At 70.6% G+C, this 21,743-nt stretch carries 22 protein-coding genes; 16 read left to right on the top strand and 6 right to left on the bottom strand.

The annotated features are described in order from the left end of the window. Nucleotides 1-13 precede the first annotated feature (13 nt). The 3 genes from miv_RS10910 (at nt 14) to miv_RS10900 (ending at nt 2,545) form a co-directional block, all read left to right on the top strand. Nucleotides 14-922 (top strand): alpha/beta fold hydrolase, encoded by a 909-nt coding sequence (locus miv_RS10910; protein ID WP_207182727.1) that lies wholly within the window; start codon nt 14-16, stop codon nt 920-922. Between the two features lie 494 nt (nt 923-1,416). After that, a complete protein-coding gene (gene rarD / locus miv_RS10905; RefSeq protein WP_048428052.1) occupies nt 1,417-2,292 on the top strand; it encodes an EamA family transporter RarD in 876 nt (291 codons plus the stop codon). Between the two features lie 106 nt (nt 2,293-2,398). Beyond that, complete coding sequence (locus tag miv_RS10900; RefSeq protein WP_207182725.1) at nt 2,399-2,545, top strand: hypothetical protein; 147 nt, start codon at nt 2,399-2,401, stop codon at nt 2,543-2,545. 130 nt (nt 2,546-2,675) lie between these two features. Here the strand turns inward: miv_RS10900 and miv_RS10895 are convergent, their stop codons facing one another. Then, nucleotides 2,676-3,443, bottom strand: a complete 768-nt coding sequence (locus miv_RS10895; RefSeq protein ID WP_207182723.1) for an SDR family oxidoreductase — start codon at nt 3,441-3,443, stop codon at nt 2,676-2,678. Between the two features lie 28 nt (nt 3,444-3,471). Further along, nucleotides 3,472-4,176 (bottom strand): GntR family transcriptional regulator, encoded by a 705-nt coding sequence (locus miv_RS10890; RefSeq protein ID WP_207182722.1) that lies wholly within the window; start codon nt 4,174-4,176, stop codon nt 3,472-3,474. 177 nt (nt 4,177-4,353) lie between these two features. Between miv_RS10890 and miv_RS10885 the strand changes: the two genes are divergently transcribed. The 5 genes from miv_RS10885 to kce all read left to right on the top strand — a co-directional run bounded on the left by miv_RS10885 (nt 4,354) and on the right by kce (nt 11,198). Beyond that, a complete protein-coding gene (locus miv_RS10885; protein WP_207182720.1) occupies nt 4,354-5,619 on the top strand; it encodes an ABC transporter substrate-binding protein in 1,266 nt (421 codons plus the stop codon). Nucleotides 5,620-5,880: 261 nt separating this feature from the next. Next, entirely contained in the window at nt 5,881-6,759 is an 879-nt protein-coding gene (locus miv_RS10880; protein ID WP_207182719.1) for a branched-chain amino acid ABC transporter permease, read from the top strand. Between the two features lie 5 nt (nt 6,760-6,764). After that, nucleotides 6,765-9,290: a branched-chain amino acid ABC transporter ATP-binding protein/permease gene (locus miv_RS10875; RefSeq protein WP_207182718.1), complete on the top strand. Its 2,526-nt coding sequence runs from the start codon at nt 6,765-6,767 to the stop codon at nt 9,288-9,290. Nucleotides 9,291-9,330: 40 nt separating this feature from the next. After that, complete coding sequence (locus miv_RS10870) at nt 9,331-10,257, top strand: 3-hydroxyacyl-CoA dehydrogenase (protein ID WP_048428056.1); 927 nt, start codon at nt 9,331-9,333, stop codon at nt 10,255-10,257. Between the two features lie 11 nt (nt 10,258-10,268). Beyond that, nucleotides 10,269-11,198: a 3,5-dioxohexanoate:acetyl-CoA acetone transferase gene (kce, locus tag miv_RS10865; RefSeq protein WP_048428057.1), complete on the top strand. Its 930-nt coding sequence runs from the start codon at nt 10,269-10,271 to the stop codon at nt 11,196-11,198. A 268-nt stretch (nt 11,199-11,466) separates the two neighbouring features. Here kce and miv_RS10860 read toward each other — a convergent pair whose 3' ends face one another. Further along, nucleotides 11,467-12,327: an SDR family oxidoreductase gene (locus tag miv_RS10860; protein WP_048428058.1), complete on the bottom strand. Its 861-nt coding sequence runs from the start codon at nt 12,325-12,327 to the stop codon at nt 11,467-11,469. Nucleotides 12,328-12,497: 170 nt separating this feature from the next. Between miv_RS10860 and miv_RS10855 the strand changes: the two genes are divergently transcribed. Beyond that, nucleotides 12,498-13,094: a PepSY domain-containing protein gene (locus miv_RS10855; RefSeq protein WP_058618675.1), complete on the top strand. Its 597-nt coding sequence runs from the start codon at nt 12,498-12,500 to the stop codon at nt 13,092-13,094. Nucleotides 13,095-13,248: 154 nt separating this feature from the next. After that, a complete protein-coding gene (locus miv_RS10850; RefSeq protein WP_048428060.1) occupies nt 13,249-13,896 on the top strand; it encodes a pyridoxamine 5'-phosphate oxidase family protein in 648 nt (215 codons plus the stop codon). A 4-nt stretch (nt 13,897-13,900) separates the two neighbouring features. Here the strand turns inward: miv_RS10850 and miv_RS10845 are convergent, their stop codons facing one another. After that, a complete protein-coding gene (locus tag miv_RS10845) occupies nt 13,901-14,401 on the bottom strand; it encodes a GNAT family N-acetyltransferase (protein WP_207182714.1) in 501 nt (166 codons plus the stop codon). A 280-nt stretch (nt 14,402-14,681) separates the two neighbouring features. On the opposite strand from miv_RS10845, the gene miv_RS10840 reads away from it, so the two are divergent. Genes miv_RS10840 through miv_RS10825 form a run of 4 tightly spaced genes read left to right on the top strand, consistent with a single transcriptional unit; the run spans nt 14,682 to nt 17,758 of the window. Next, complete coding sequence (locus tag miv_RS10840) at nt 14,682-15,536, top strand: transporter substrate-binding domain-containing protein (protein WP_207182712.1); 855 nt, start codon at nt 14,682-14,684, stop codon at nt 15,534-15,536. A gap of 13 nt (nt 15,537-15,549) precedes the next feature. Then, nucleotides 15,550-16,254, top strand: coding sequence for an ABC transporter permease (locus miv_RS10835; protein WP_207182710.1), 705 nt, complete (start codon nt 15,550-15,552; stop codon nt 16,252-16,254). Beyond that, complete coding sequence (locus tag miv_RS10830) at nt 16,251-16,961, top strand: ABC transporter permease (RefSeq protein ID WP_207182708.1); 711 nt, start codon at nt 16,251-16,253, stop codon at nt 16,959-16,961. The genes miv_RS10835 and miv_RS10830 overlap by 4 nt, the downstream gene beginning before the upstream one ends. 14 nt (nt 16,962-16,975) lie before the next feature. Continuing rightward, nucleotides 16,976-17,758 (top strand): ABC transporter ATP-binding protein, encoded by a 783-nt coding sequence (locus miv_RS10825; RefSeq protein ID WP_207182706.1) that lies wholly within the window; start codon nt 16,976-16,978, stop codon nt 17,756-17,758. A 19-nt stretch (nt 17,759-17,777) separates the two neighbouring features. Here the strand turns inward: miv_RS10825 and miv_RS10820 are convergent, their stop codons facing one another. Beyond that, entirely contained in the window at nt 17,778-18,578 is an 801-nt protein-coding gene (locus tag miv_RS10820; protein ID WP_207182703.1) for an SDR family NAD(P)-dependent oxidoreductase, read from the bottom strand. A gap of 54 nt (nt 18,579-18,632) precedes the next feature. Beyond that, nucleotides 18,633-19,082, bottom strand: coding sequence for a cupin domain-containing protein (locus tag miv_RS10815; protein WP_207182701.1), 450 nt, complete (start codon nt 19,080-19,082; stop codon nt 18,633-18,635). Nucleotides 19,083-19,370: 288 nt separating this feature from the next. Between miv_RS10815 and miv_RS10810 the strand changes: the two genes are divergently transcribed. Next, the gene (locus miv_RS10810) at nt 19,371-19,829 is read left to right on the top strand and encodes a copper chaperone PCu(A)C (RefSeq protein WP_244748944.1); all 459 of its coding nucleotides are present in this window, start codon (nt 19,371-19,373) and stop codon (nt 19,827-19,829) included. Between the two features lie 89 nt (nt 19,830-19,918). Next, the gene (locus miv_RS10805) at nt 19,919-21,688 is read left to right on the top strand and encodes a PQQ-dependent dehydrogenase, methanol/ethanol family (RefSeq protein ID WP_207182699.1); all 1,770 of its coding nucleotides are present in this window, start codon (nt 19,919-19,921) and stop codon (nt 21,686-21,688) included. Nucleotides 21,689-21,743 lie beyond the last annotated feature (55 nt).

Raw genomic sequence — 21,743 nt, 5'->3', positions numbered from 1 at the left:
TGGGGAGCGCCCGATGCCCGCCGACCTGTTTCCCGGCTTCACCTCGCACTGGATCGACCTGCCCGACGGGCGCTTCTTCGCCCGGGCCGGCGGCGCCGAGGGCGCGCCGCCGCTCGTGCTGCTGCACGGCTTTCCCCAGACCCATGCCTGCTGGCACCGGATCGCCCCGGCGCTCGCCCGCACCCACCGGGTGATCTGCCTCGACCTCAAGGGCTACGGCTGGTCGGCGGCGCCGAAGGGCGATCCCGCCCACCAGGACTATTCCAAGCGCCAGATGGGCCGCGAGGTGGTGGCGGTGATGGAGCGGCTGGGCCATGTCCGCTTCGGGCTCGTCGGCCACGACCGCGGCGCCCGGGTCGGCTACCGCCTCGCCCTCGACGAGCCGGGCCGCATCGACCGCCTCGCCCTCCTCGACATCGTGCCGACGGTCTCGCAATGGCGGACGATGGAGCGGGAGCCCGACGCCTACCCGCATTGGCGCTTCCTGGCGCAACCCGCGCCCATCCCCGAGACGGAGATCGGCAAGGCGCCGATCCCCTACTACGAGGACCTGCTGCGCCTCTGGACAGGCTCCGGCACCCTCGACGCCTTCTCGCCCGGCGCCCTCGACCTCTACCGCCAGAGCTGGAACGTGCCCGAGCGCATCCACGCCAGCTGCGAGGATTATCGCGCCGGGGCCGGACCCGACCGGGCCGCCGACGAGGCCGATCTCGCCGAAGGACGACGCCTCGCCGGTCCTCTCCTGGTCCTGGTCGCCGACCGTTTCGTCGGCAGGAACGGCCTCGACCCGGTGCGCCAGGCCTGGACCGGCACCTTCGCGCCGGAGGACACGACCTTCGAGATCGTCCCCTCGGGCCATTTCGTCGCCGAGGAGAATCCGGGGGCGACGCTGCCGCTCCTGGAGCGGTTCTTCGGCGCGTGATCTGCGAGGCGACACGGTATGGGAGGACGCGCGGGTTTTTCCTCTCCCCGCGGGCGGTCGGCGGTAGGGCTGTCCGGGAAGAAAATAGAGCGGCTCCCCTCTCCCGTGTGGGAGAGGGGCCGGGGGATCGAAGATCCCGCGTGAGGGTGACACGCTTCCGAGTCAGGCTCTGACCGTCCCGCTGTCAGCACGACGTTCAGTGCTTGGATAAGAACCGTATCTCCCTCGCGCGATCTTCGATCGCCCCTACCCCTCTCTCACACGGGAGAGGGGATCCCGCGCTTGATTTTTGAAGGGCTTTTCCCCGAACAGCCCTTTGCCACCGGGAAGAGGCGAGAACCCGCGCCGATCTCGTGCTGTAGTCGGGCGTCCCGTCCCGCCCCAGACCCGCGCCGGGCGGATGACCGCTCCCCGCCCGGGACCGTAGCGGGCGCGCGGCCCCTGCGGCACAACCCGGGCGGGCGGATGATCGCATTCGCCCGGGGGAAACATCCGTGGGTCTGATCTACGCGCTCGGCGCCTTCCTGAGCTGGGGCCTCGTCGTCCCGGTTCACTTCCGCCTGCTCGACGGGGTGCCGGCCTGGGGCATCCTCGCCCACCGCATTCTCTGGTCGAGCGTGTTCGTGACCCTGCTGCTCGTCGGTCTGCGGCTGATGCGGCGGGGGCCGGTGATCGGCTTCCAGCGCCGCCACCTCTTCCTGCTGCTCTCCGCCCTGATCGTCGCGGGCAACTGGTCGTTGTACCTGTGGGCGGTGCAGAACGGCCGGATGCTCGACGCGAGCCTGGGCTACTTCATCAACCCCCTCGTCAACGTCGCGCTCGGCGCCCTGGTCCTGCGCGAATCCCTGCGTCCGCTCCAGCTCGCCGCGGTGGCGCTCGCGGCCATCGGCGTCGTCGCGGCGGTGGTGGCGGCGGGCGCGCTGCCCTGGATCGCGCTCGCGCTCGCGGTCAGCTTCGCGGTCTATGCCCTGATCCGCAAGCTGGTGCCGATCGACCCGATCCTCGGGCTCGGCGCCGAGACCTTCGCGCTCCTGCCGCTGGCGCTCGCCTACCTCGCCCTCACCCCGACGCCGCCCGGGCTCGGGACCGGGCAATGGCTGCTCCTGATGCTCACCGGCGTCACCACGGCCGTCCCGCTGATGTGGTTCGCGGCCGCCGCCTCGCGTCTCAAGCTCTCGACCATCGGCCTGCTGCAATACCTCTCGCCGTCCTGCCTGCTGGGCCTGAGCGTGCTGGTCTACGGCGAGTCCCTCCCGCTCTCCCGGGTGCTGGTCTTCGGGCTGATCTGGGCGGGACTGGCGCTCTACGCGCTCGACGCGGCGCGCCCACGCCGCGTGGTCGCGCCGGCTCCCGAGAACAGGCCAGCCTGACGCAAGCCTCACCGGTCAAGCTTCCCCCGTCCAACCATAATCGCCGGGCTTTGTCGCCTCACGCGACGAATCGGCGGGGGCCGCGATGATCCTGGGCGATGTGAATGTGGGCGACGTGCACCTGGGTGACGCGAACCTGGACGACGTGAAGACGAGGGGCGGGACGGGGCCCCATCCGGTCTGGCTGGTGGTCGGGCCCTGGGCGATGTTCGCCGTGGTGGTGGGCGGCTTCCTCGCCCGCTGGTGGCCGTGACCGGCAGCCGCCGCGGCGGGACCCGATGCAGGCCGGAGACCGGACAATCCGGGGCACGGGAGCAGCGCCCGATCGCGGTGCAACCGGGCGCCGCTCCAGATCTCCGATTTCAAGGCTCGAGGCGACCGCTCTACGTGAGCATCTGCAGGTCGCCATCCACCGCCAGCGCCTGGCCCGAGATGGTCTTGCCGCGCGCCGAGGCGAGGAACAGGATCTGGTCGGCGAGCTGGCGGGCCGTGACGTAATCCTTGATCGAGGCCGCCGCGAAGGCCGCGCTCTCCATCTCGGAGAAGCTGATCCCGCGCTGCTGCGCCTTGGCCTCCAGCACCCGGCGTTGGCGGTCGCCGGCGACGATGCCGGGGAGCACCGCGTTGACCCGGATGCCGTCAGGCCCGAGCTCCCGCGACAGCGACTTGGTGAAGCCGATCACCGCCCATTTCGCCGCCGCGTAGGGCGTGCGCAGCGGGAAGCCGAAGCGGCCCGCCGCCGAGGACAGGTTGACGATCGACGGGTTGGCGCTCCGGCGCAGCTGCGGCACCGCCAGGCGCACGCAGTTGAACTGCCCGGTGATGCAGATGTCGAGGGTGCGGTCCCAGTCCTCCGGGTTGATCTCCTCGACACGGCCCGTCGGCCCGGCGATGCCGGCATTGTTGACGAGGCAATCGAGGCCGCCGAGCGCCGCGTCGGCTTCCGCGAACAGCCGGGCGACGTCCTCGCGCGCGGCGACGTCGGCATGGGTGCCGGTGATCCCCGTCGGCAGGGCCGCCAGGGCGTCGCGGTCGACGTCGCAGATATGGACCTGCGCGCCCTCCTCCCGGAAGGCCTGCGCCACCTCGAGCCCGATGCCGCCGGCCCCCGCGGTGACCAGCACCTTCAGGCCGCCCAGTCCCATCTCCATGATGATCCTCCGTTGTGGGGCGCCGGGCTCAGGAGGCCAGGCGACCGGTCGCTTCGATGAAGGCGGCGCTGCCGGCGATGTCGGCGGCGAGCGCGGCGCGGGCGCCCTCGGGGTCTCCCGTCGCGAGGGCTGCCACGAGGCGCGCGTGGTGCGCCTCGGCCCCGCCCTCGGCGAGGCGGCGGGGCGAGGAGCGCATGTCGAGGTTGAGCACCGGGCCGATGCGCAGCCACAGCCCCTCGATGATCGCGACGAGCGAGGGCAGGCCGCCGGCGGCATAGACGGCGAAGTGCAGGTCGCGGTTCGCCCGCATCGCCCGCTCCAGATCGGGCGCGTCGGCCCGGACCTCGCTGCGGAACGCCGCGTCGTGGGCCCGGATCGCCGCGAGGTCGCCTGGTCCGCAGGCCTGGGCGGCCTCTGCCGCCGCGAATCCTTCGACGGCGATCCGCACCCGGGTCAGCTCCCGGAATTTTTTGAGCGTGATCACCGGCACCCGGACCGCGCGATTCGGCAGCACCTCCAGCGCCTCGTCGGCGACGAGGCGCGACACCGCCTCGCGGGCCGGCATCATCGAGGTGCCGAGCCGCTCCGCCACCGTGCGCAGGGACAGCCGCTCGCCGGGCGCCAGCTCGCCGGCGATCAGGAGATCGCGCAGCGCGTCGTAGACCTGGGTGCCCAGTGTGATCCGCCCGGGAGGCGGGAGAGCCTCCGGGTCGGGCCGAGCGCGCGCCTCCACGGCAGCGCCATGCAAGTCCCGCCTCTGCAAGCGCGGACCTCCTCCCTGCGTTTCCCTCCGGCGCTCCGGCGGCTTCAAGACCGTCTCGACAGGCGCGCCGTTTGATGCCAGCCTAAGTGTGATCACAGATCACGGCAACCCAAACGACCGTGATCGATCTCGGGCAGGATACGCACCATGACGCAGGGCTTCACCCCCACGCGCCACGCGATCACGCGCCGCCGCCTCGTGCAGGGCGGTCTCGCGGTCGGCGCCACGCTCGCGATGCCGGGCCTCGTGCGGGCGCAAGGCGCGCAGCCGATCCGCATCGGCCACCTCACGCCGCGCACCGGCTTCCTCGGGCCGCTCGGCGAATACGCCGTGATGGCGGCACAGCTCGCCGTCGAGGAGATCAACGCCGCCGGCGGCATCGACGGCCGCAAGGTCGAGCTGCTGACCGAAGACTCGGTCAACCCCCAGACCGCGTCGAGCAAGGCCGAGCGCTACATCGAGCGCGACAAGGTCGCGGCGATCGTCGGCGAGATCTCGTCGGCCTCGGCCCTCGCCATCGGCCAGGTCGCGCAGCGGGGCAAGACGATCTTCCTCAATACCGGCGCCAACTCGGACGCCCTGCGCGGCCAGGATTGCAAGCGCTACATGTTCCACGTCGAGGGTGCGAACTCGATGTACGTCAAGGCGGTCGGCCGCTCCTTGACCGAGCAGGGCCTCGTCAAGGGCAAGCGCTGGTACTCGCTTACCGCCGATTACGCCTTCGGCCACGACCTCCTGCGGGTCGCCAAGGGGTTCATGCAGGGGAACGGCGGCACCTTCGCGGCCGACGAATTGGTGCCGACCGACGCCACCGATTTTTCCGCCTACCTGATCAAGATCCGGCAGGCGAAGCCCGACCTCGTGATCTCGAACCTCGCCGGCAACCAGATCACCAATTTCCTCAAGCAATACGCCGAGTACGGCCTGCCCTTCCCGGTCGCCGGCTTCGGCTTCGACACGGCTTTGGCCTGGGGCGCCGGCCCCGGCAACTTCGCCGGCACCTGGCCGTGCCTGTGGCACCACAAGATCGATACGCCGTCGTCCAAGGCCTTCGTCGCCGCCTTCACCAAGAAATACGGCAAGCCGCCGGAGAACCAGGCCTGGGGCGACTACAACGCGGTCAAGATCGTCGCCAAGGCGATGGCCGATACCCGCTCCACCGAGGGGCCGAAGCTGGTCTCGTATCTGGAGGGCGGCGCCAAGTTCGACGTGCAGAAGCCCCGCCCCGGCTATTTCCGCGCCCGCGACCACCAGTTCATCAGCGAGATGTACGCGATCACCGCACTCCCCGCCGACAAGGTGAAGAACAAGTGGGACCTCTTCACCTCGACCCCGGCGATCCCGGGACCCAACGAGGACATGGAAGTGCTGGCGCCGACGGAGGAAGAGGCGGCGTGCCGGATGGAGGGGTGACCTCTGCCGTTGCACCGAGGCTGGCAAGGTAAGACGCACCTCCCCTCTCCCGTGTGGGAGAGGGGCTGGGGGTGAGGGTGCTACGGGACTGAGTCGGGCTCGAACTGCCGTGCTGGCAGCTCAACGCCCAACGTCTCATTCGGAAGCGTGTCACCCTCACCCCTACCCCTCTCCCACACGGGAGAGGGGATCCCGCGATCTCTGTCGAAGCGGGTGGCGATCTGAAAATGACGCGAGTCCTTTTGAATCGGAACTAACCCCGTGCTCCTCCTCACCCTCGCCGTCGAGCAGGTCGTGAACGGCCTGTTCCTGGGCGCGATCTACCTGCTGATCGCGCTCGGCCTGTCGCTGATCTTCAGCTTGGGCGGCATCGTCAATCTGGCCCACGGCGCGTTCTACGCGATCGGCGCCTACCTGACGATCCTGCTCTCGCCCGCACTCGGCTTCGGCGGCTCCCTCGTCGTCGCGCCCGTCCTCGTCGCGGTGATCGGCCTCCTGGTCGAGCGGTTCCTCTTCCGGCGCTTCTACCGCTCCGACCCGATCCTCTCGCTGCTCCTCACCTTCGGCCTCGCCATGGTGGCCGAGCAGGCCTTGCGGATGATCTTCGGAGCGCCGCCCCTGCCCTATGCGATCCCGCAGACCCTGCGCGGACAGGTCTTCCTCGGCGACTTCGTGCTGTCGCGCTACCGGCTCACCATCGTGGCGGCGGTGGTCGTGGCGGTGGCGGGCGTGTGGGTCCTGCTCCAGCGCACCACCTTCGGGCGGGTGGTCCGGGCGGGCGTCCAGAACCCCGACATGGTGGCGGCGCTCGGCATCTCGCTGAAACCCTACATGGCGACCGTGGTGGGCCTGAGCGTCGGCCTCGCGGCGCTGGCCGGGGTGATGCTGGCGCCGATCTCCGGCGTGCATCCGGCGATGGGCGCCGAGGTGCTCACCGGCGCCTTTGTGGTGGTGGTGATCGGCGGGCTCGGCTCGTTCTGGGGCGTGGTGCTCGCCGCCCTCATCGTCGGCATCGTCCGCGGCCTGATGGTGCTGGTCTATCCCGGTTTCGCCGAGGCCGCGATCTACGCCCTGATGGCGGTCATCCTGCTCGTGCGGCCCCGCGGCCTGCTCGGCGAGCGCATCCTGCGGTTCGAGTGACGACCATGACCGATCGCAGCGAGAGACTGACCCTGCCGCTGATGGCGCTCGCCCTCGTGGCCCTGCCGCTCGGCCTGTCGGCGCTGGGCCTCACCCTCACCTCGGCCACCGACGTGGTGGTGTTCGCGGTGGCCTGCCTGGGCCTCAACATCCTGGTCGGGCAGACCGGCCTCGTCTCCTTCGGCCACGGCGCCTTCTTCGGTCTCGGCGCCTACGCGGCGGCGATCGGCCAGCGCCAGCTCTTCCCCGGCACCCTGCTGCCGCCGGTCCTGTTCGCCCTCGTCGTGGTGGCTCTCGTCGCCGCGCTCCTCGGCCTGCTGATCCTGCGGCGGCGCGGCGTCTACTTCTCGCTGCTGACGCTCGCGCTCTCCGCCCTCTCCTTCACGGTGGCGTTCCGCTGGACCGCGCTCACCGGCGGCGAGAGCGGCTATGGCGGCGTCGAGCGGACGCGTGTCCTCGGGCTCGACCTCGACGAGGCCTGGACCTGGTACGGACTCGTGGCCCTCGTCGGGTTCGTGGTGGTCTACGGGCTCGCGCGCTTCCGCCGCTCCACGCTCGGCACCGTGCTCGAGGCGATCCGCGAGAACGAGCAGCGGGCGCGCTTCCTCGGCTATCCGACCAAGCGCTACAAGCTCGCCGCCTTCACGGTCTCGGCCACCGTGACGGGGCTCGCCGGCACGTTGAGCGTCTTCACCCACCGCTTCGCCTCGGCCGAACCGCTCGGCACCGCCTTCTCGGGCGAATTGCTCGCCATGGTGGTGATCGGCGGCATGCGGGGCTTTGCCGGGCCGGCGATCGGCGCCCTGTTCTTCATCCTGTTTCGCGAGATGCTGTCGATCTGGACCGCGAACTGGCTGTTCTGGTTCGGCCTCCTGTTCGTCGGCTTCATCCTGTTCTCGCCCGACGGGCTCGTCGGCATCGGCCGGCGCGTGTGGCGCATGGTGCGCCCGCCCGCCACCGAGGATGCCGCGATGGCGGGCCGCAAGGCCGGGCTGCCGGAGAACCTGCCGGCCTTCCTGCGGCCGGAGGGGATCGTGGACGGCGTGATCCTGGCAGCACGCGGCATCGCCAAGCGCTTCGGCGGCCTCAAGGCGGTGGACGGCGTCACCATCGTGGTGCGCGACCGGACGCTGCATGCCCTGATCGGCCCCAACGGCGCCGGCAAGACCACCGCCTTCAACCTGATCTCCGGGATGTACAAGCCCGATTCCGGCACCGTGACCCTCGCCGACCGGTCGATCGCGGGCTTCGCGCCGGAGCGGATCTGCGAGGCCGGGATCGGCCGCTCGTTCCAGATCACCAACCTGTTTCCGGCCCTCACCGTCGAGGACAACATCCGGCTCGCCGTGCAGGGGCGGCGGCCCGGCCGGTTCGACCCGTGGCGCGACGCCCGGACCGACCGGGAGGTGGCGGCCGAGACCGCCGAGATCCTGCGCTGGCTCGGCCTCGCGGGGTTGGAGCGGGCGGAGGCCGGCTCGCTCTCCTATGGCGGCCAGCGCCTCCTCGACATGGGGGTGGCTCTGGCCACCAAGCCCCGGGTGCTGCTCCTCGACGAGCCGCTGGCCGGCCTCGCGGCAGCCGAGCGCACCCGCATCGGCGACATCATCAAGCGGGTCTCGACCGAGGTCCCGGTCCTGATGGTCGAGCACGACATCGACCGGGTCTTCCAGATCGCCGACGCCGTGACGGTGATGAACGAGGGCACGGTGCTGGTCGACGGCACGGTCGAGGATGCCCGCACCTCGCCGCGCGTGCAGGAGGTCTATATCGGCTCCGGCACCGCCGCGATGGCGGCGCGGGCCCGGCCGAGCGCCGCCGAGCCGCAGGTGCTGCTGTCGCTTCAGGGTGTCGACACCTTCTACGGCAAGAGCCACATCCTCTCGGGCGTCACCTTCGACGTGCATGCCCACGAGATCGTGGCGCTCCTCGGCCGCAACGGCGCCGGCAAGTCGACCTGCCTCAAGACCATCACGGGGCTCGCCCCCCACGCCGCCGGGCATCTCCGGCTCGGGGACGACATCCTCGACGGCCGCTCGGCGGCCTCCATCGCCCGGGCCGGCATCGGCTACGTGCCGCAGGGCCGCGGGCTCTTCGCCGGGATGAGCGTCGCCGAGAACCTGGAACTCGGCCGGCTCAAGCGCCGCACCGGCAACGGCGTGCACTGGGACGAGGAGCGGGTGCTCTCGTACTTCCCGCGCCTGCGCGAGCGCTGGCGCACCCCCGCCGACTACCTGTCGGGCGGCGAGCAGCAGATGGTGGCGGTGGCCCGCGCGCTCTCCGGCGACGTGCGGGTGCTGCTCCTCGACGAGCCGTTCGAGGGGCTGGCCCCGGCGGTGGTCGAGAGCCTGTTCGAGACCTTCGATGCCTTACGCCGCGAGGTCGCGATCGTCATCGTCGACCACAACCTCGACCTCGCGCTCGCCCTCTCCGACCGCACCGTGGCCCTGGAGCGGGGGCGCGTGATGCATGCCGGGCCCTCGCAGGCCCTGCGCGACGATCTTAGCCTTCGCCGTCAGGTGCTGTGGCTGTGAGTTCTTGTCTATGATCCGCCCCGAGGGAGAGTCGCCAACAATGCCGACCGTCGCAATCGTCGGGGCCGGGCTGATCGGCCGGTCCTGGGCCGTGGTCTTCGCCCGGTCCGGCTTCACCGTCCGCCTGACCGACATTCACCACGCGGCGCTCGACGCCGCGCCGGGGCATATCGCGGAGGCCCTGCGCCAGCTCGAGATCCACGGCCTCGTGGCGGACATCCCGGCGATCCTCGCCCGGATCCGGACCTGCCCGACCCTCGCCGAGGCGGTGGAAGGGGTCGACCTCGTGCAGGAGAACGGCCCCGAGACGGTGGAGGCCAAGCGCGCGCTCTTTGCCGAGCTCGACGCGCTGTGCGGGCCCGACACGATCCTCGCCTCGTCGACCTCGGCCATCGTCGCCTCGCTGTTCACCGAGGGGCTGGCGGGGCGGGCCCGCTGCCTCGTCGGCCACCCGGTCAACCCGCCCCATCTCGTGCCGGTGGTGGAACTCTGCGGCGCGCCCTGGACCGATCCGGCCGTGATCGAGCGCGCCCGCGCCCTCTACGAGGCCGCCGGCCAGGCGCCGGTGACGGTGAACCGGGAGGTCGAGGGCTTCGTGCTCAACCGCCTCCAGGGCGCCCTGCTCTCGGAGGCCTTCCGCCTCGTCGCCGAGGGCGTGGTGAGCCCCGCCGACCTCGACCGGACGGTGGCCGAGGGGTTGGGCCTGCGCTGGTCCTTCCTCGGCCCCTTCGCCACCATCGATCTCAACGCGCCGGGCGGCGTCGCCGATTACGCCGCGCGCTATGGCGGCTTCTACGGCCGGCTCGCCGCCGATCCGGCCCCCGCCTCGGTGTGGTCGCCCGAGAGCGCCGCCCGCATCAATGCCGCCTGGGGCGGCGGCCCCGATCCCGCTTCACCGGCGGAGCGCAGCCGCCGCCGCGACGCGCGCCTCGCGGCGCTCATGGCGCACAAGCGCGCCCAATCCTAGGAGGAATTCCCATGGCCAAACGGAAAGTCGTCATCACCTGCGCCGTCACCGGCGCGATCCACACCCCCTCGATGTCGCCGCACCTGCCGGTGACTCCCGACGAGATCGCCGAGGCCGCGATCGGCGCGGCGGAAGCCGGCGCGGCGATCGTCCACCTGCACGCCCGCGATCCGAAGACCGGCAAGCCCGACCAGTCGCCGGAGGCCTTCGAGCCGTTCCTGAAGGTCATCAAGCAGCGCTCGAACTGCGTGGTGAATCTCACCACCGGCGGCGCGCCGACGATGGGCATCGACGAGCGCCTCGGGCCCGCAGCCCATTTCAAGCCGGAGGTCGCCTCGCTCAACATGGGGTCGATGAATTTCGGCCTCTACCCGATGCTGGAGCGTTTCAAGACCTTCCAGCACGACTGGGAGCAGCCCTACCTGGAGGGCTCGCGCGACCGGATCTTCAAGAACACCTTCGCCGACATCGAGCACATCCTGACCACCTGCGCCGAGAACGGCACCCGGTTCGAGGTCGAGTGCTACGATATCGGCCATCTCTACACGCTGTCCCACTTCGCCGATCGCGGCGTGATCAAGCCGCCCTTCTTCGTCCAGAGCGTGTTCGGCATCCTCGGCGGCATCGGCCAGCACCCGGAGGACGTCCAGCACATGAAGCGCACCGCCGACCGGCTGTTCGGCGCCGATTACCGCTGGTCGGTGCTGGGGGCGGGCCGCAACCAGATGACCATCGCCGCCCAGGCGATCGCGCTCGGCGGCAACGTCCGGGTGGGGCTGGAGGATTCGCTGTGGATCGGGCCGGGTCGGATGGCCGAGTCGAACGCCCAGCAGGTCTTGAAGGCGCGCCAGATCATCGAGGGCCTGGGGCTCGACGTCGCGACGCCGGACGATGCGCGGGAGATTCTTGGATTGAAGGGCGGGGATCGGGTGAATTTCTAGCCACCGCTCCCGCATTTTGATTCTCACCTCCGGCTATTGGAGCACCGCACCGATAGCCGGAGTGGGGCGACCTGCGTGATGGCGCGGAGGATTCGTCGACCGGGCGTTCCCCTGCCCGGCCGCCGACCGGGCGGTGGTGGCCGAAGCCCAACGCCATGACTACCGTTTTCGATCGCCCCGAGAGAGCGGCGCGGTCACCCTGGTCCGAGATCGCAAGGGCTTTGGACGGTGCCCGGACGATCGTCTCGCTCCGACATGCGAGCGGTCTTCAGATCATCGGCTTGCCGCCGGTCACCGCCACCGTGGCACCCGAGACGTAGCTCGCCTCCTCGCTCGCCAGCATCACGTAGACGGGCGCGAGCTCGACCGGCTGGCCGGGGCGCTTCATCGGCACCTGGGAGCCGAACTGGCGCACCTTCTCCTCGGGCATGGTCGAGGGGATCAGCGGCGTCCAGACCGGGCCGGGGGCGACGCAGTTCACCCGGATCTCCTTCTCGGCGAGCAACTGGGCCAGCCCGCCGGTGAAGTTCTGGATCGCCCCCTTGGTGGTGGCGTAGGCGAGCAATTGCGGGCTCGGCGCGTCGGCGTTGATCGACGTCGTGTTGATGATCGCCGCGCCCGGCCGCATGTGCGGCACCGCCGCCTTCGTCAGGTAGAACATCGCGTGGATGTTGGTGCGGAAGGTGACGTCCCACTCCTCGTCGCTCAGCTCCTCGATCGAAGACACGCTGGCCTGATGGGCGGCGTTGTTGACCAGCACGTCGACCCGCCCGAACGCCGCCACCGCCTTCTCGACGATGGCGCGGCAATGGGCCGGGTCCTTGATGTCGCCCGGAACCAGTACCGCTCGGCGGCCGGCGGATTCGACGAGCTTGGCGGTCTCGCGGGCATCCTCGTGCTCGTCGTAATAGGCGATCAGCACGTCGGCTCCCTCGCGGGCGAAGGCCAGCGCCACCGCCTTGCCGATGCCGCTGTCGCCACCGGTGATGATTGCCTTGCGGTCGGCAAGCCGCCCCGAGCCTCGGTAGCGGGTCTCGCCGTAATCCGGCCTTGGATCCATGTCGGCATCGCGGCCCGGCATCGGGATCGGCTTCTGGCGCCCGAACGGGGGCTTCGGGAAATCGGTCATCGTCGGGCTCCGTCAGGTCCGGGAACGTCCAGCCAACTGGTGGGGAGTATCAGTGTTCCGGTCCCGCGCCTGCCTCGTGCACGAGCATCTTGCCCAATGGGCAACCAAGTCGGGGGAGCGGCGTTTCCGGTGTCCCTGATGGATGGCCTCACACGCCCCCGGAGACCACGATGCTGACCCGTTTCCTCGCCACCGCCGGCGCCCTCGCCCTCACCACCGGCCTTGCCCTGGCCCAGACCACGGCCCCGACCGCCCCGACGGCGCCGGGCACCGCCCCGATGGCCACGACCGCCGCGCCCGATGCGACGAAGGACATGAAGGAGTGGCAGGCCGTCAAGCTCGCCAAGATCAGCCTGGCCGACGCCATCGCTACCGCCGAGAAGAAGGACGGCAACGGCCGCGCCATCGACGCCGACTTCGAGAAGGCCGACAGCAAGAACCCGATGCACTGGTCGATCAAGGTCGTCTATCCGGACGGCAAGCTGGTCGAGCACGGCATCAACGCCGAGACCGGCGCGCTCTACAAGAGCGAGAACCAGCCGATCGAGCGCTACTTCACCCGCCTGAAGGTCGCCGACTTCAACAACGCCAAGGTCTCGCTGAAGGACGCCCTGGCGATCGCCGAGAAGCAGGCCGGCGGCGGCAAGGCCTACGAGGCCGAGGTCGAGCGCGAAGGCTCGGCCGTCGCCTACGAGATCAAGGTGGCGCTGGCCGACAAGGAGCAGGAAGTGAAGGTCGGGCCGGACGGTCAGATCATGAAGGACTAAACGGATCGGTCTCGGCGCCCCGGCCCAGCGACGGGGCGCCGGCCTGTCCCGAGGCCGTCGCGCCGCAGCCGTGAAGGTGGGTGCGACGGCCCCCCGGCCCCCATGCTAGGAAGCCGCAACGGCCCTGAAGGGCCGAAGGGCCAAGGGGGAAATCATGAGCGTCTTCTTCGGCGAGAGCCATCGCCGCCTTCAGGACGAGCATGGCACGCGCCGCCTCGCCGACCGGCTGGAAGCGCACGCGCACGACGCCTTCGAGGCACCCGAGCGCGACTTCATCGCCGGCGCCACGATGGTCTTCCTCAGCACCGTCGACGGCAACGGCCAGCCCACCGTGTCCTACAAGGGCGGCCCCCCGGGCTTCGTGCGCATCACCGGCCCGAGCGAACTGGTCCTTCCGAGCTACGACGGGAACGGCATGTTCCTGACCCTCGGCAATCTCGGGCAGAATCCCCGCATCGGCCTGCTGTTCATCGATTTCGAGAACCCGCACCGCCTGCGGCTGCACGGTACCGCGGCGCTCGCCGACGATCCCGACCTGCTCGCGCTCTATCCCGGCGCCGACCACGTCGTGCGGGTCTCGGTCGAAAGAATCTTCGTCAATTGCGGCCGCTACATCCACCGGAGCCGGGCCACCGAGCTGTCGCCCCACCTGCCCGACGCGGACGGGCGCCAGCCCTTCCCGGCCTGGAAGCGGATCGACCTCTTCGAGGGGGCCCTGCCGGCGGGCGACGAGCAAAAGGTCGCCCGCACGGGCGGGACGATCCCGCTCGAGGCCTATCGCGGCGAGGCCGATCCGGGCTGAGGCGTCAGGCTCCGCCGACGACGCTGCCGCCGGCCTCGGCAAGCGCCCCCTCGCGCAGCTCGAGACCCAGGAACCGGCCCGGATCGACCGGGCCCGGCAGGATGAGCTTGCGCGGCGGCAGCACCCGGAAGCCGAAGCGGGCGTAGTAGGGCGCGTCGCCGACCAGGATGACGAGGCCGTGCCCGCCCTCGCGCGCCGCATCGAGGGAGGCGCGCATCAGGGCGCCGCCGATGCCGCGGCTGCCGAAGGCCGGATCGACGGTGAGCGGCCCGAGCACCAGGAGCGGGCTCGATCCCGCCCGGGCCGGCGAGACCCGGATCGAGCCGACGAGCAGCGTGCCGACGAGGGCGGTGAACGAGAGGTCGGGGAGGTGGGGCACGCCCTCGCGCAGCCGGAAGGCGGTGCGGGCGTAGCGGCCGGGGCCGAAGGCGCGCTCGTGCAGGCGCTCGATGGCGTCGCTGTCGCGCGGGGATTCGGGCCGGATGACGAGGGGAAGCGTGGTCACGGGCACACTCTGGGCGGGGCGTCGATGAGGAAGGGCGGATCGGTCAGCCGATCCGTCGTCGCGCCTCTGCCCTCGGGGCCATCGTTCTCACTCCTGGCGAGCGGCGCGCCCGCGGCGGGCGCATCGCCCGCGGGGGCGCCATAGCAGCGCTTTCCTGTGAGTGCAAACCGCCGGTGGCATGCCGCTCGCATGCCACAAGCCTGCAAGCGCTTGCCTTGAGGGTCGCCTTGCGGGTTAGCTGCGTGTGGGAACGCCTCAACGGTCCGGGAACGACGCCACAATGACAATCAGGTCTGCTCTCGCCCTCGTCCTCTCGCTCGCCCTCGGCACCGCCGGGGCGGCCAGGGCCGACGACACGGTGCCGGAGACGGTGCGGATCGCCACCGAGGGGGCCTATGCGCCCTACAACTTCACCAAGCCCGACGGCACCCTCGACGGCTACGAGATCGAGCTCGGCCGCGAGATCTGCGCCCGCGCCAAGCTGAAATGCGAGTTCGTGGCCCAGGACTGGGACGGCGTGGTGCCGGGCCTCAACGCCAAGAAGTTCGACGCCATCATGTCGGGCATGACCATCACCGATGCCCGTCTGAAGGTGGTGGATTTCACCAAGCCCTATAGCGGCGATTCCTCGGGCTTCGCCGTCGACCGCAACGGGCCGCTCGCCAAGCTTCCCCTGGGCGGCCAGAAGTTCAGCCTGACGAACGAGGCCGAGGCGCAGAAGGCCCTCGATACGATCAAGCCGCTCCTCAAGGGCAAGACCGTCGGCGTCCAGGTCTCGACCATCCACGCCGCCTTCATGGACAAGTACCTCAAGGGCACCGTCGAGGTGCGCGAGTACAAGACCACCGAGCAGCACGACCTCGACCTCGCCGCCGGCCGCATCGACGCGATCTTCGCCAACGACGCGCCGCTCCGGGCCACCGCCGAGAAGCCGGAATTCGCCGGCACGGTGATGCTGGCCGGTCCCCGCTTTCGCGGCGGCATCCTCGGCCGCGGCGTGGCGATGGGCCTGCGCAAGGGCGAGGCGAAGCTGAAGGCCAAGCTCGACGAGGGCATCGACGCGGTGATCGCCGACGGCACCCTGAAGAAGCTCTCGCTCAAGTGGTTCAAGGCCGATATGACCCCGCAGGGCTGAGGGTGCGGTCCGCGTGAGCGCCTTCACCCTTCTCGGCTTCGGCCCCGGCGGCTGGGGCGGCGCGCTGCTCGTCGCCGCCGGCACCACCCTGGGCCTCGCCCTGTGCGGCTTCCTCCTCGGGGCCGTGCTCGGTGGCCTCGCCGCGAGCGCCAAGCTCTCCGGCCTCCTGCCCCTGCGGGCGCTCGCCGAGGGCTACACCACGCTCCTGCGCGGCGTGCCGGACCTGCTCGTCATCTACCTGATGTATTTCGGCGGCAGCGCGGCCCTCGGCGTGGTCGGGGGCTGGTTCGGCGCCGAGGGCTTCATCGGCGTGCCGGCCTTCGGGGTCGGCGTGGTGGCGCTCGGGGTGATCTCCGGCGCCTACCAGGCGGAGGTCTTCCGCGGCGCCTACCTCGCCCTCGACCGCGGGCAGATCGAGGCGGCCCGGGCGGTGGGCATGCATCGCGGGCTGATCCTGCGCCGGGTCGTGGCGCCGCTCGTCGCCCGCGACGCCCTGCCCGGCCTCGGCAACGTCTGGCAGATCCTGCTCAAGGATTCGGCCCTGGTCTCGGTCACGGGCCTCGTCGAGCTGCTGCGCCAGGCCCAGGTCGGCGCCGGCTCGACCCGCCAGCCCTTCACCTTCTACCTCGCGGCCGGCGCCCTCTATCTGGCCATCACCTCGCTCTCGACCTGGGGTTTTTCCCGGGCCGAATCCCATGCGAGACGGGGGACCCGATGATCGACGTCGCGTTCCTCGATGCCACCGTCCGGACGCTGCTCGGCGGCGTGCCCCTCACCTTGAGCCTCACCGCCGGCTCGGTGGCGCTCGGCGGCGTGCTGGCGGCTCTCGCCGCCTGGGGCCGGCTCTCGGGCATCGTCCCGCTCGACTGGATCGCCCGGCTCTACATCTTCGTGTTCCGCGGCACGCCGCTGCTCGTGCAGATCTTCCTGATCTATTACGGGCTCGGCCAGTTCCGGCCGGCGCTCCAGGCCTGGGGCCTGTGGACCTTCTTCCGCGAGCCGTATTGGTGCGCGCTGCTGGCGCTGGCGTTGAATACCGGCGCCTATACGGCCGAGATTTTTCGGGGTGCGGTCCTCTCCGTGCCCTACGGGGCCCTGGTGGCGGGGCGGGCCTGCGGCATGCCGCGCCTCCTGCTGTTTCGCCGGGTCACCCTGCCGCTCGCGACCCGCCAGGCCCTGCCGGCCTACGGCAACGAGGTGATCTCGGTGGTCAAGGCGACCTCGCTCGCCTCCACCATCACGCTGATGGAGATCACCGGCCTCGCCCAGAAGCTCATTGCCCAGAGCTTCCGGGCGCTCGAGGTCTTCGTCTGCGCCGGCGCCTTCTACCTCGCCCTCACCTTCGTGATCATCGGCGCCTTACGGCTCGCCGAGGCCTGGCTGTCGCCGGACCTGCGCCCGCGACCGGCAGCCCGCCCCGCCTGACCCCGGACCCGACCATGCTCGCCCCCTCCCCCATCCGTCCCGAGGCCGTCGCGGTCCGCGACCTGCACAAGCATTTCGGCCAGCTCGAAGTCCTGCGCGGCGTCTCGCTCTCGGCCCGCGAGGGCGAGGTGGTGGCGATCCTCGGCTCGTCCGGCTCCGGCAAGTCGACGTTGCTCCGCTGCATCAACCTGCTGGAGGTGCCGGAGGCCGGCGAGGTCGTGGTCGGCGACGAGGCGGTGGCCTGGCGCGCCCGCCGCGGCGGCCGGGTACCGGCGGATACCCGACAGGTCGACCGCATCCGCGCCCGGGTCGGCATGGTCTTCCAGAGCTTCAATCTCTGGTCGCATCGCACGGTGCTGGAGAACGTGATCGAGGCGCCGGTCCACGTCCTGGGGCGCAACAAGGCGGACTGCATCGCCGAGGCCGAGGGATTGCTCGCCAAGGTCGGCATCGCCGACAAGCGCGACCATTACCCCGCCCACCTCTCCGGCGGCCAGCAGCAGCGCGCCGCCATCGCCCGGGCGCTGGCCATGCACCCCCGCGTCCTGCTCTTCGACGAGCCGACCTCCGCCCTCGATCCCGAGCGGGTCGCCGAGGTGCTGCGGGTGATGCGGGCGCTCGCCGAGGAGGGCCGCACCATGCTGGTCGTCACCCACGAGATGGCGTTCGCCCGCGACGTCGCCCACCGGGTCGTCTTCCTGCACGAGGGACGGATCCTGGAGGACGGCCCCTCCGAGCAGGTGTTTTCCGCGCCGACATCGGACAGGTTCCGGCAGTTCCTGGCCCGGGGGGAGTGAGCCGGCGCCGGATGCGCCCTCAGCGCGCGGCGAGGTCCCGGCGCAGGGTCGGCAGGCCGATGCCGGCGGCGTCGAAGCCGCCATCCACCGCCAGGGTCTGGCCGGTGACGTAGCTCGCGCGCGCGCCGCACAGGTACACGATGGCGTCGGCGATCTCGCGCTCCAACCCGTAGCGGTTGAGCGGCACCGCGTCGTGGTAGTCGGCCCGGATCGCCGCGCTGTGGACCTTCTTGGCCATCGCGGTGTCGACGGGGCCCGGCGCCACGGCGTTCACCCGGATGCCGAGATGCGCGAGCTCGACTGCCTGCTGCTTCGTGAGGTGCTTGAGCGCCGCCTTGCTGGTGCCGTAGGCGACCCGCAGGGTCGAGGCGCGCTGGCCCGAGATCGACGTGATGTTGACGATCGCCCCGCCGCCGCCCCGCGCCATCACGGGGGCGGCCGCCTGCACGCACAGGAACGGGCCGGTCAGGTTGACGGCGAGCACCCGGGCCCACTCGGCCGGGGTGGTGTCGAGGAGCGGCTTGAACACCGCGGTGCCGGCATTGTTGACCAGCGCGTCGAGGCGGCCGAACCGGGCCTCGACGGCCGCCACCGCCGCCGCGACGGCCTCCGGGTCGGCGACGTCGCCGGTGAGCGCGAGGGTGTCGTCCGGCCGGGCGATCTCGGCGACGGCCGCCTCCTGGGCCGGGCCGTCGATGTCGAGCAGCGCGACGCGCCAGCCCTCATCCAGGAAGAGCCGCGCCGCCGAAAGCCCGATGCCCCGCGCCGCTCCGGTGACCAGGGCCACCCGGCCCGCGCCCGTCCCGCTCACGCCCGTCATGCCGCGTCCTCCTGCGTTTTTGTGCTCCGTGCATCGCGGCAGGAGCCCGGGAGGTCAAGCCGGATCGGGGTTGGCCGCGTTGCGCGCCATGAAGGTCTCCGCCGAGCCAGCCGCGGCATCGACGAAGATCACGTCGGTCGGCGCACGGCGCGGCGTGTCGACGGACAGGAAGACCACCGGCTCCTCGATCAGCCGCGGCAGGGCGTGGATGACGCCGCGCTCGAAGAACAGGAGCTGGCCCGGCCCGAACTCGGCCTCGTCCGAGGCGTCGCCGATCCAGAACGTGCCGCGGCCCGAGAGCACGTAGAGGTACTCGTCGCACCCCTCGTGGTAATGCGCCGGCGTCGGCCGGTAGACGCGAAACACCCGCGCGCTCGCCGCCGGGCGGTCGGTCAGGTAGGTGTCGACCAGCATCGTGGCGGCGCTCGCCGGCAGGGCGTCGGCGATCGCCTGGACGTCGAAGCGGCCCCGGGTCGGCGGTACGGTCGGATCGGGCTCGGCCATCGCGAAACTCCCTTTGTCGATCGGGACGTGCCTTGCGGGGCGCCGCGCTCCCGGCACCCTGGGCATCGTTCGACAGCTAGGGCGGTTCGGCTGCTCCCGCGAGAGGTCGCCCACCCGGCCGATCCGTCGCGGGCAATTTTTATGCGAGCCTTATAATAAGACCTTGACGACGCGACCCCGACGGCTACCCTCACCGACAAGTCGCCGCCAAAAGGCGAAGCTGACACGAGAGGGAGGATAATGGATGTCGCCATCCATGTCGCGCCTTGACGCCGGGACGGCTACGCCATGCCGTCGATGAAACCGTCTCTCGATTGCCGGACGCCCGCGCTCAGCGTGGCCTTTGCTGTGTTGCTGGGCTGTATCCCGGCCCTGGCTGGCGAGATCGACGTGCTGCACGCCTCCGTCGCCCCCACCGAGAAGGTCGGGTCCGACGTCCCCCTGCACCTGACGGTGATGAACCGCGCCGCCGAGGCCGATTCGCTGCTGCGCTTCCGCTGCCCGTTCGCGAATTTCAGCGAGCGCGTGACCGTCGACAAGGGCGGCGAGGGTCCGCCCTCCAAGCGTCCGATCCAGGCCATCGCCCTCAAGGCCTCCGGCGAGACCGCGCTGACGCCCGAGGGCATGCACGTGATGCTGCTGCAGACCCGCCAGCCGCTGGTCGCCGGCGAGCGCTTCACCTGCTCGGCGAGCTTCCGCAAGGCCGGCTCGGTCGAGGTGCCGGTCGAGGTCCGCGCCGCGAAATAGGATTTATTTCTTAAACGAATACGCCGGTCGCGAGGCTGCCCGCGTCGCGGCGACATATCCCAAAAGACGGCGGCCCGGAGGAGACCCCCATGACGACGTCCCGGACGGTGCGGCGCATCCTTGCCGCGACCTCTCTCGCCGCCCTGACGGCCGGCGCCGCGCCCCTCGCCCCGGCGCTCGCCGCCGATGGCGGCGTCACGCAGGAGCGCCTGCTCAATGCCGACAAGGAAGAGGGCAACTGGATCCAGCACCACAAGAACTTCGCCGGCCACCGCTACTCGACGCTGAACCAGATCAACAAGGACAACGTCAAGAACCTCAAGGTCGCCTGGACGATGGCGCTCGGCGGCATCGAGTCCGGCGGCATCTGGAGCCACGGCGGGCTCGAAGGCACGCCGATCGTCGAGAACGGCATGATGTACGTCACCGACGGGTGGGGCTCGGTCTACAAGATCGACACCCGCGGCGGCGAGGGCAAGCTCCTCTGGAAGATGGACCCGAAGACCGACCGCGAATGGGCCGGCGCGGTCGCCTGCTGCGGCGTCAACAACCGCGGCGTCGCGCTCTGGGGCGACCTCGTGGTCAGCCACACCCTCGACGGGCGCCTGATCGCCACCAACAAGGAGACCGGCCAGGTCGCCTGGCAGCGCCAGGTCGCCGATCCCGACAAGGGCGAGACCATCACCGGCGCTCCGCTGATCGTGAAGGGCATGGCGATCTCCGGCGTCGGCGGCGCCGAGTACGGCATCCGCGGCTGGATCGCCGCCACCGACCTGAAGACCGAGAAGGAGGTCTGGCGCACCCACACCATCCCGGGCAAGGGCGAGCCGGGCTCCGAGACCTGGAAGGGCCCGAACAACGCCGCCGTCAGCGGCGGCGGCTCGACCTGGGTGACCGGCACCTACGATCCCGAGACCGACACGATCGTCTGGGGCGTCGGCAATCCGGGCCCGGACTGGGACAACGCCTACCGGCCGGGCGACAACCTCTACACCGACTCGACACTGGCGCTCGATGCGACGACCGGCAAGATCAAGTGGCACTTCCAGCACACGCCGAACGACCCTTACGACTATGACAGCGTGTCGGAGAACCTGCTGGTCGACGCCAACGGCCGCAAGCTCGCCATCGAGGCCGACCGCAACGGCCACGCCTACGCGGTCGACCGCACCAACGGCCAGTTCGTCTGGGCGACGCCCTTCGTCAAGAAGGTGACCTGGACCAAGGGCATCAACCCCGATACCGGCAAGCCGTTCGAGTACGACCCGACCAAGGACGTGCAGCGCTACAACCCGGCGGCGACTCCGAGCGCCGAGAACAAGAACGCCGATTTCTGCCCGGGCAACATGGGCGGCAAGAACTGGCCACCGACCGCCTACAACCCGAACCTGCAATACTGGTACATCCCGGTCATCGAGAGCTGCAACCGCGTCACCCACGAGGCGATGACGCAGGCCAACCTGAAACCCCGCGAGTTCTTCACCGGCGGCGGGCCGAGCCAGCCGTTCCGGATCACCGGCAGCGTGACGGCGATCGACGTGAAGACCGGCAAGGTCGCCGGCAAGCACGAGACCCAGTTCCCGCTGCTCGGCGGCATGCTGGCCACGCCCGACCTCGTCTTCACCGGCGAGCCGGGCGGCGGGGTGATGGCGCTCGACGCCAAGAGCCTCGACAAGCTGTGGGAGTTCCGCACCGGCAGCGGCGTCAACGCCCCCCCGATGACCTTCACGGTCGACGGCAAGCAGTACGTCGCCATCCTGGTCGGCCTCGGCGGCGCCTGGGACAAGTGGTTCATCGATTCGACCCCGGAGCTGAAGAACATCCAGACCGGCTCGATGCTCTACGTCTTCGCGCTCTGAAGCGAGATCCTTCCAGGCGGGGCGCAGCGGCGCCCCGCCGCGCACGAGGTTTTGA

Origin of the sequence: Methylobacterium indicum, from assembly GCF_017347565.1 — a bacterium.
In the GTDB taxonomy this organism is placed as follows: Bacteria; Pseudomonadota; Alphaproteobacteria; order Rhizobiales; family Beijerinckiaceae; genus Methylobacterium; species Methylobacterium indicum.
This window is presented reverse-complemented; position numbering and strand designations above follow the sequence as displayed.

Coding starts and splice junctions, on each gene's coding strand:
- miv_RS10910 (WP_207182727.1), top strand. CDS start 14: ATGCCCGCCGACCTGTTTCCCGGCTTCACCTCGCACTGGATCGACCTG.
- miv_RS10895 (WP_207182723.1), bottom strand. CDS start 3,443: ATGGAGATGGGACTGGGCGGCCTGAAGGTGCTGGTCACCGCGGGGGCC.
- miv_RS10885 (WP_207182720.1), top strand. CDS start 4,354: ATGACGCAGGGCTTCACCCCCACGCGCCACGCGATCACGCGCCGCCGC.
- miv_RS10875 (WP_207182718.1), top strand. CDS start 6,765: ATGACCGATCGCAGCGAGAGACTGACCCTGCCGCTGATGGCGCTCGCC.
- miv_RS10870 (WP_048428056.1), top strand. CDS start 9,331: ATGCCGACCGTCGCAATCGTCGGGGCCGGGCTGATCGGCCGGTCCTGG.
- kce (WP_048428057.1), top strand. CDS start 10,269: ATGGCCAAACGGAAAGTCGTCATCACCTGCGCCGTCACCGGCGCGATC.
- miv_RS10860 (WP_048428058.1), bottom strand. CDS start 12,327: ATGACCGATTTCCCGAAGCCCCCGTTCGGGCGCCAGAAGCCGATCCCG.
- miv_RS10855 (WP_058618675.1), top strand. CDS start 12,498: ATGCTGACCCGTTTCCTCGCCACCGCCGGCGCCCTCGCCCTCACCACC.
- miv_RS10850 (WP_048428060.1), top strand. CDS start 13,249: ATGAGCGTCTTCTTCGGCGAGAGCCATCGCCGCCTTCAGGACGAGCAT.
- miv_RS10840 (WP_207182712.1), top strand. CDS start 14,682: ATGACAATCAGGTCTGCTCTCGCCCTCGTCCTCTCGCTCGCCCTCGGC.
- miv_RS10830 (WP_207182708.1), top strand. CDS start 16,251: ATGATCGACGTCGCGTTCCTCGATGCCACCGTCCGGACGCTGCTCGGC.
- miv_RS10825 (WP_207182706.1), top strand. CDS start 16,976: ATGCTCGCCCCCTCCCCCATCCGTCCCGAGGCCGTCGCGGTCCGCGAC.
- miv_RS10820 (WP_207182703.1), bottom strand. CDS start 18,578: ATGACGGGCGTGAGCGGGACGGGCGCGGGCCGGGTGGCCCTGGTCACC.
- miv_RS10815 (WP_207182701.1), bottom strand. CDS start 19,082: ATGGCCGAGCCCGATCCGACCGTACCGCCGACCCGGGGCCGCTTCGAC.
- miv_RS10810 (WP_244748944.1), top strand. CDS start 19,371: ATGCCGTCGATGAAACCGTCTCTCGATTGCCGGACGCCCGCGCTCAGC.
- miv_RS10805 (WP_207182699.1), top strand. CDS start 19,919: ATGACGACGTCCCGGACGGTGCGGCGCATCCTTGCCGCGACCTCTCTC.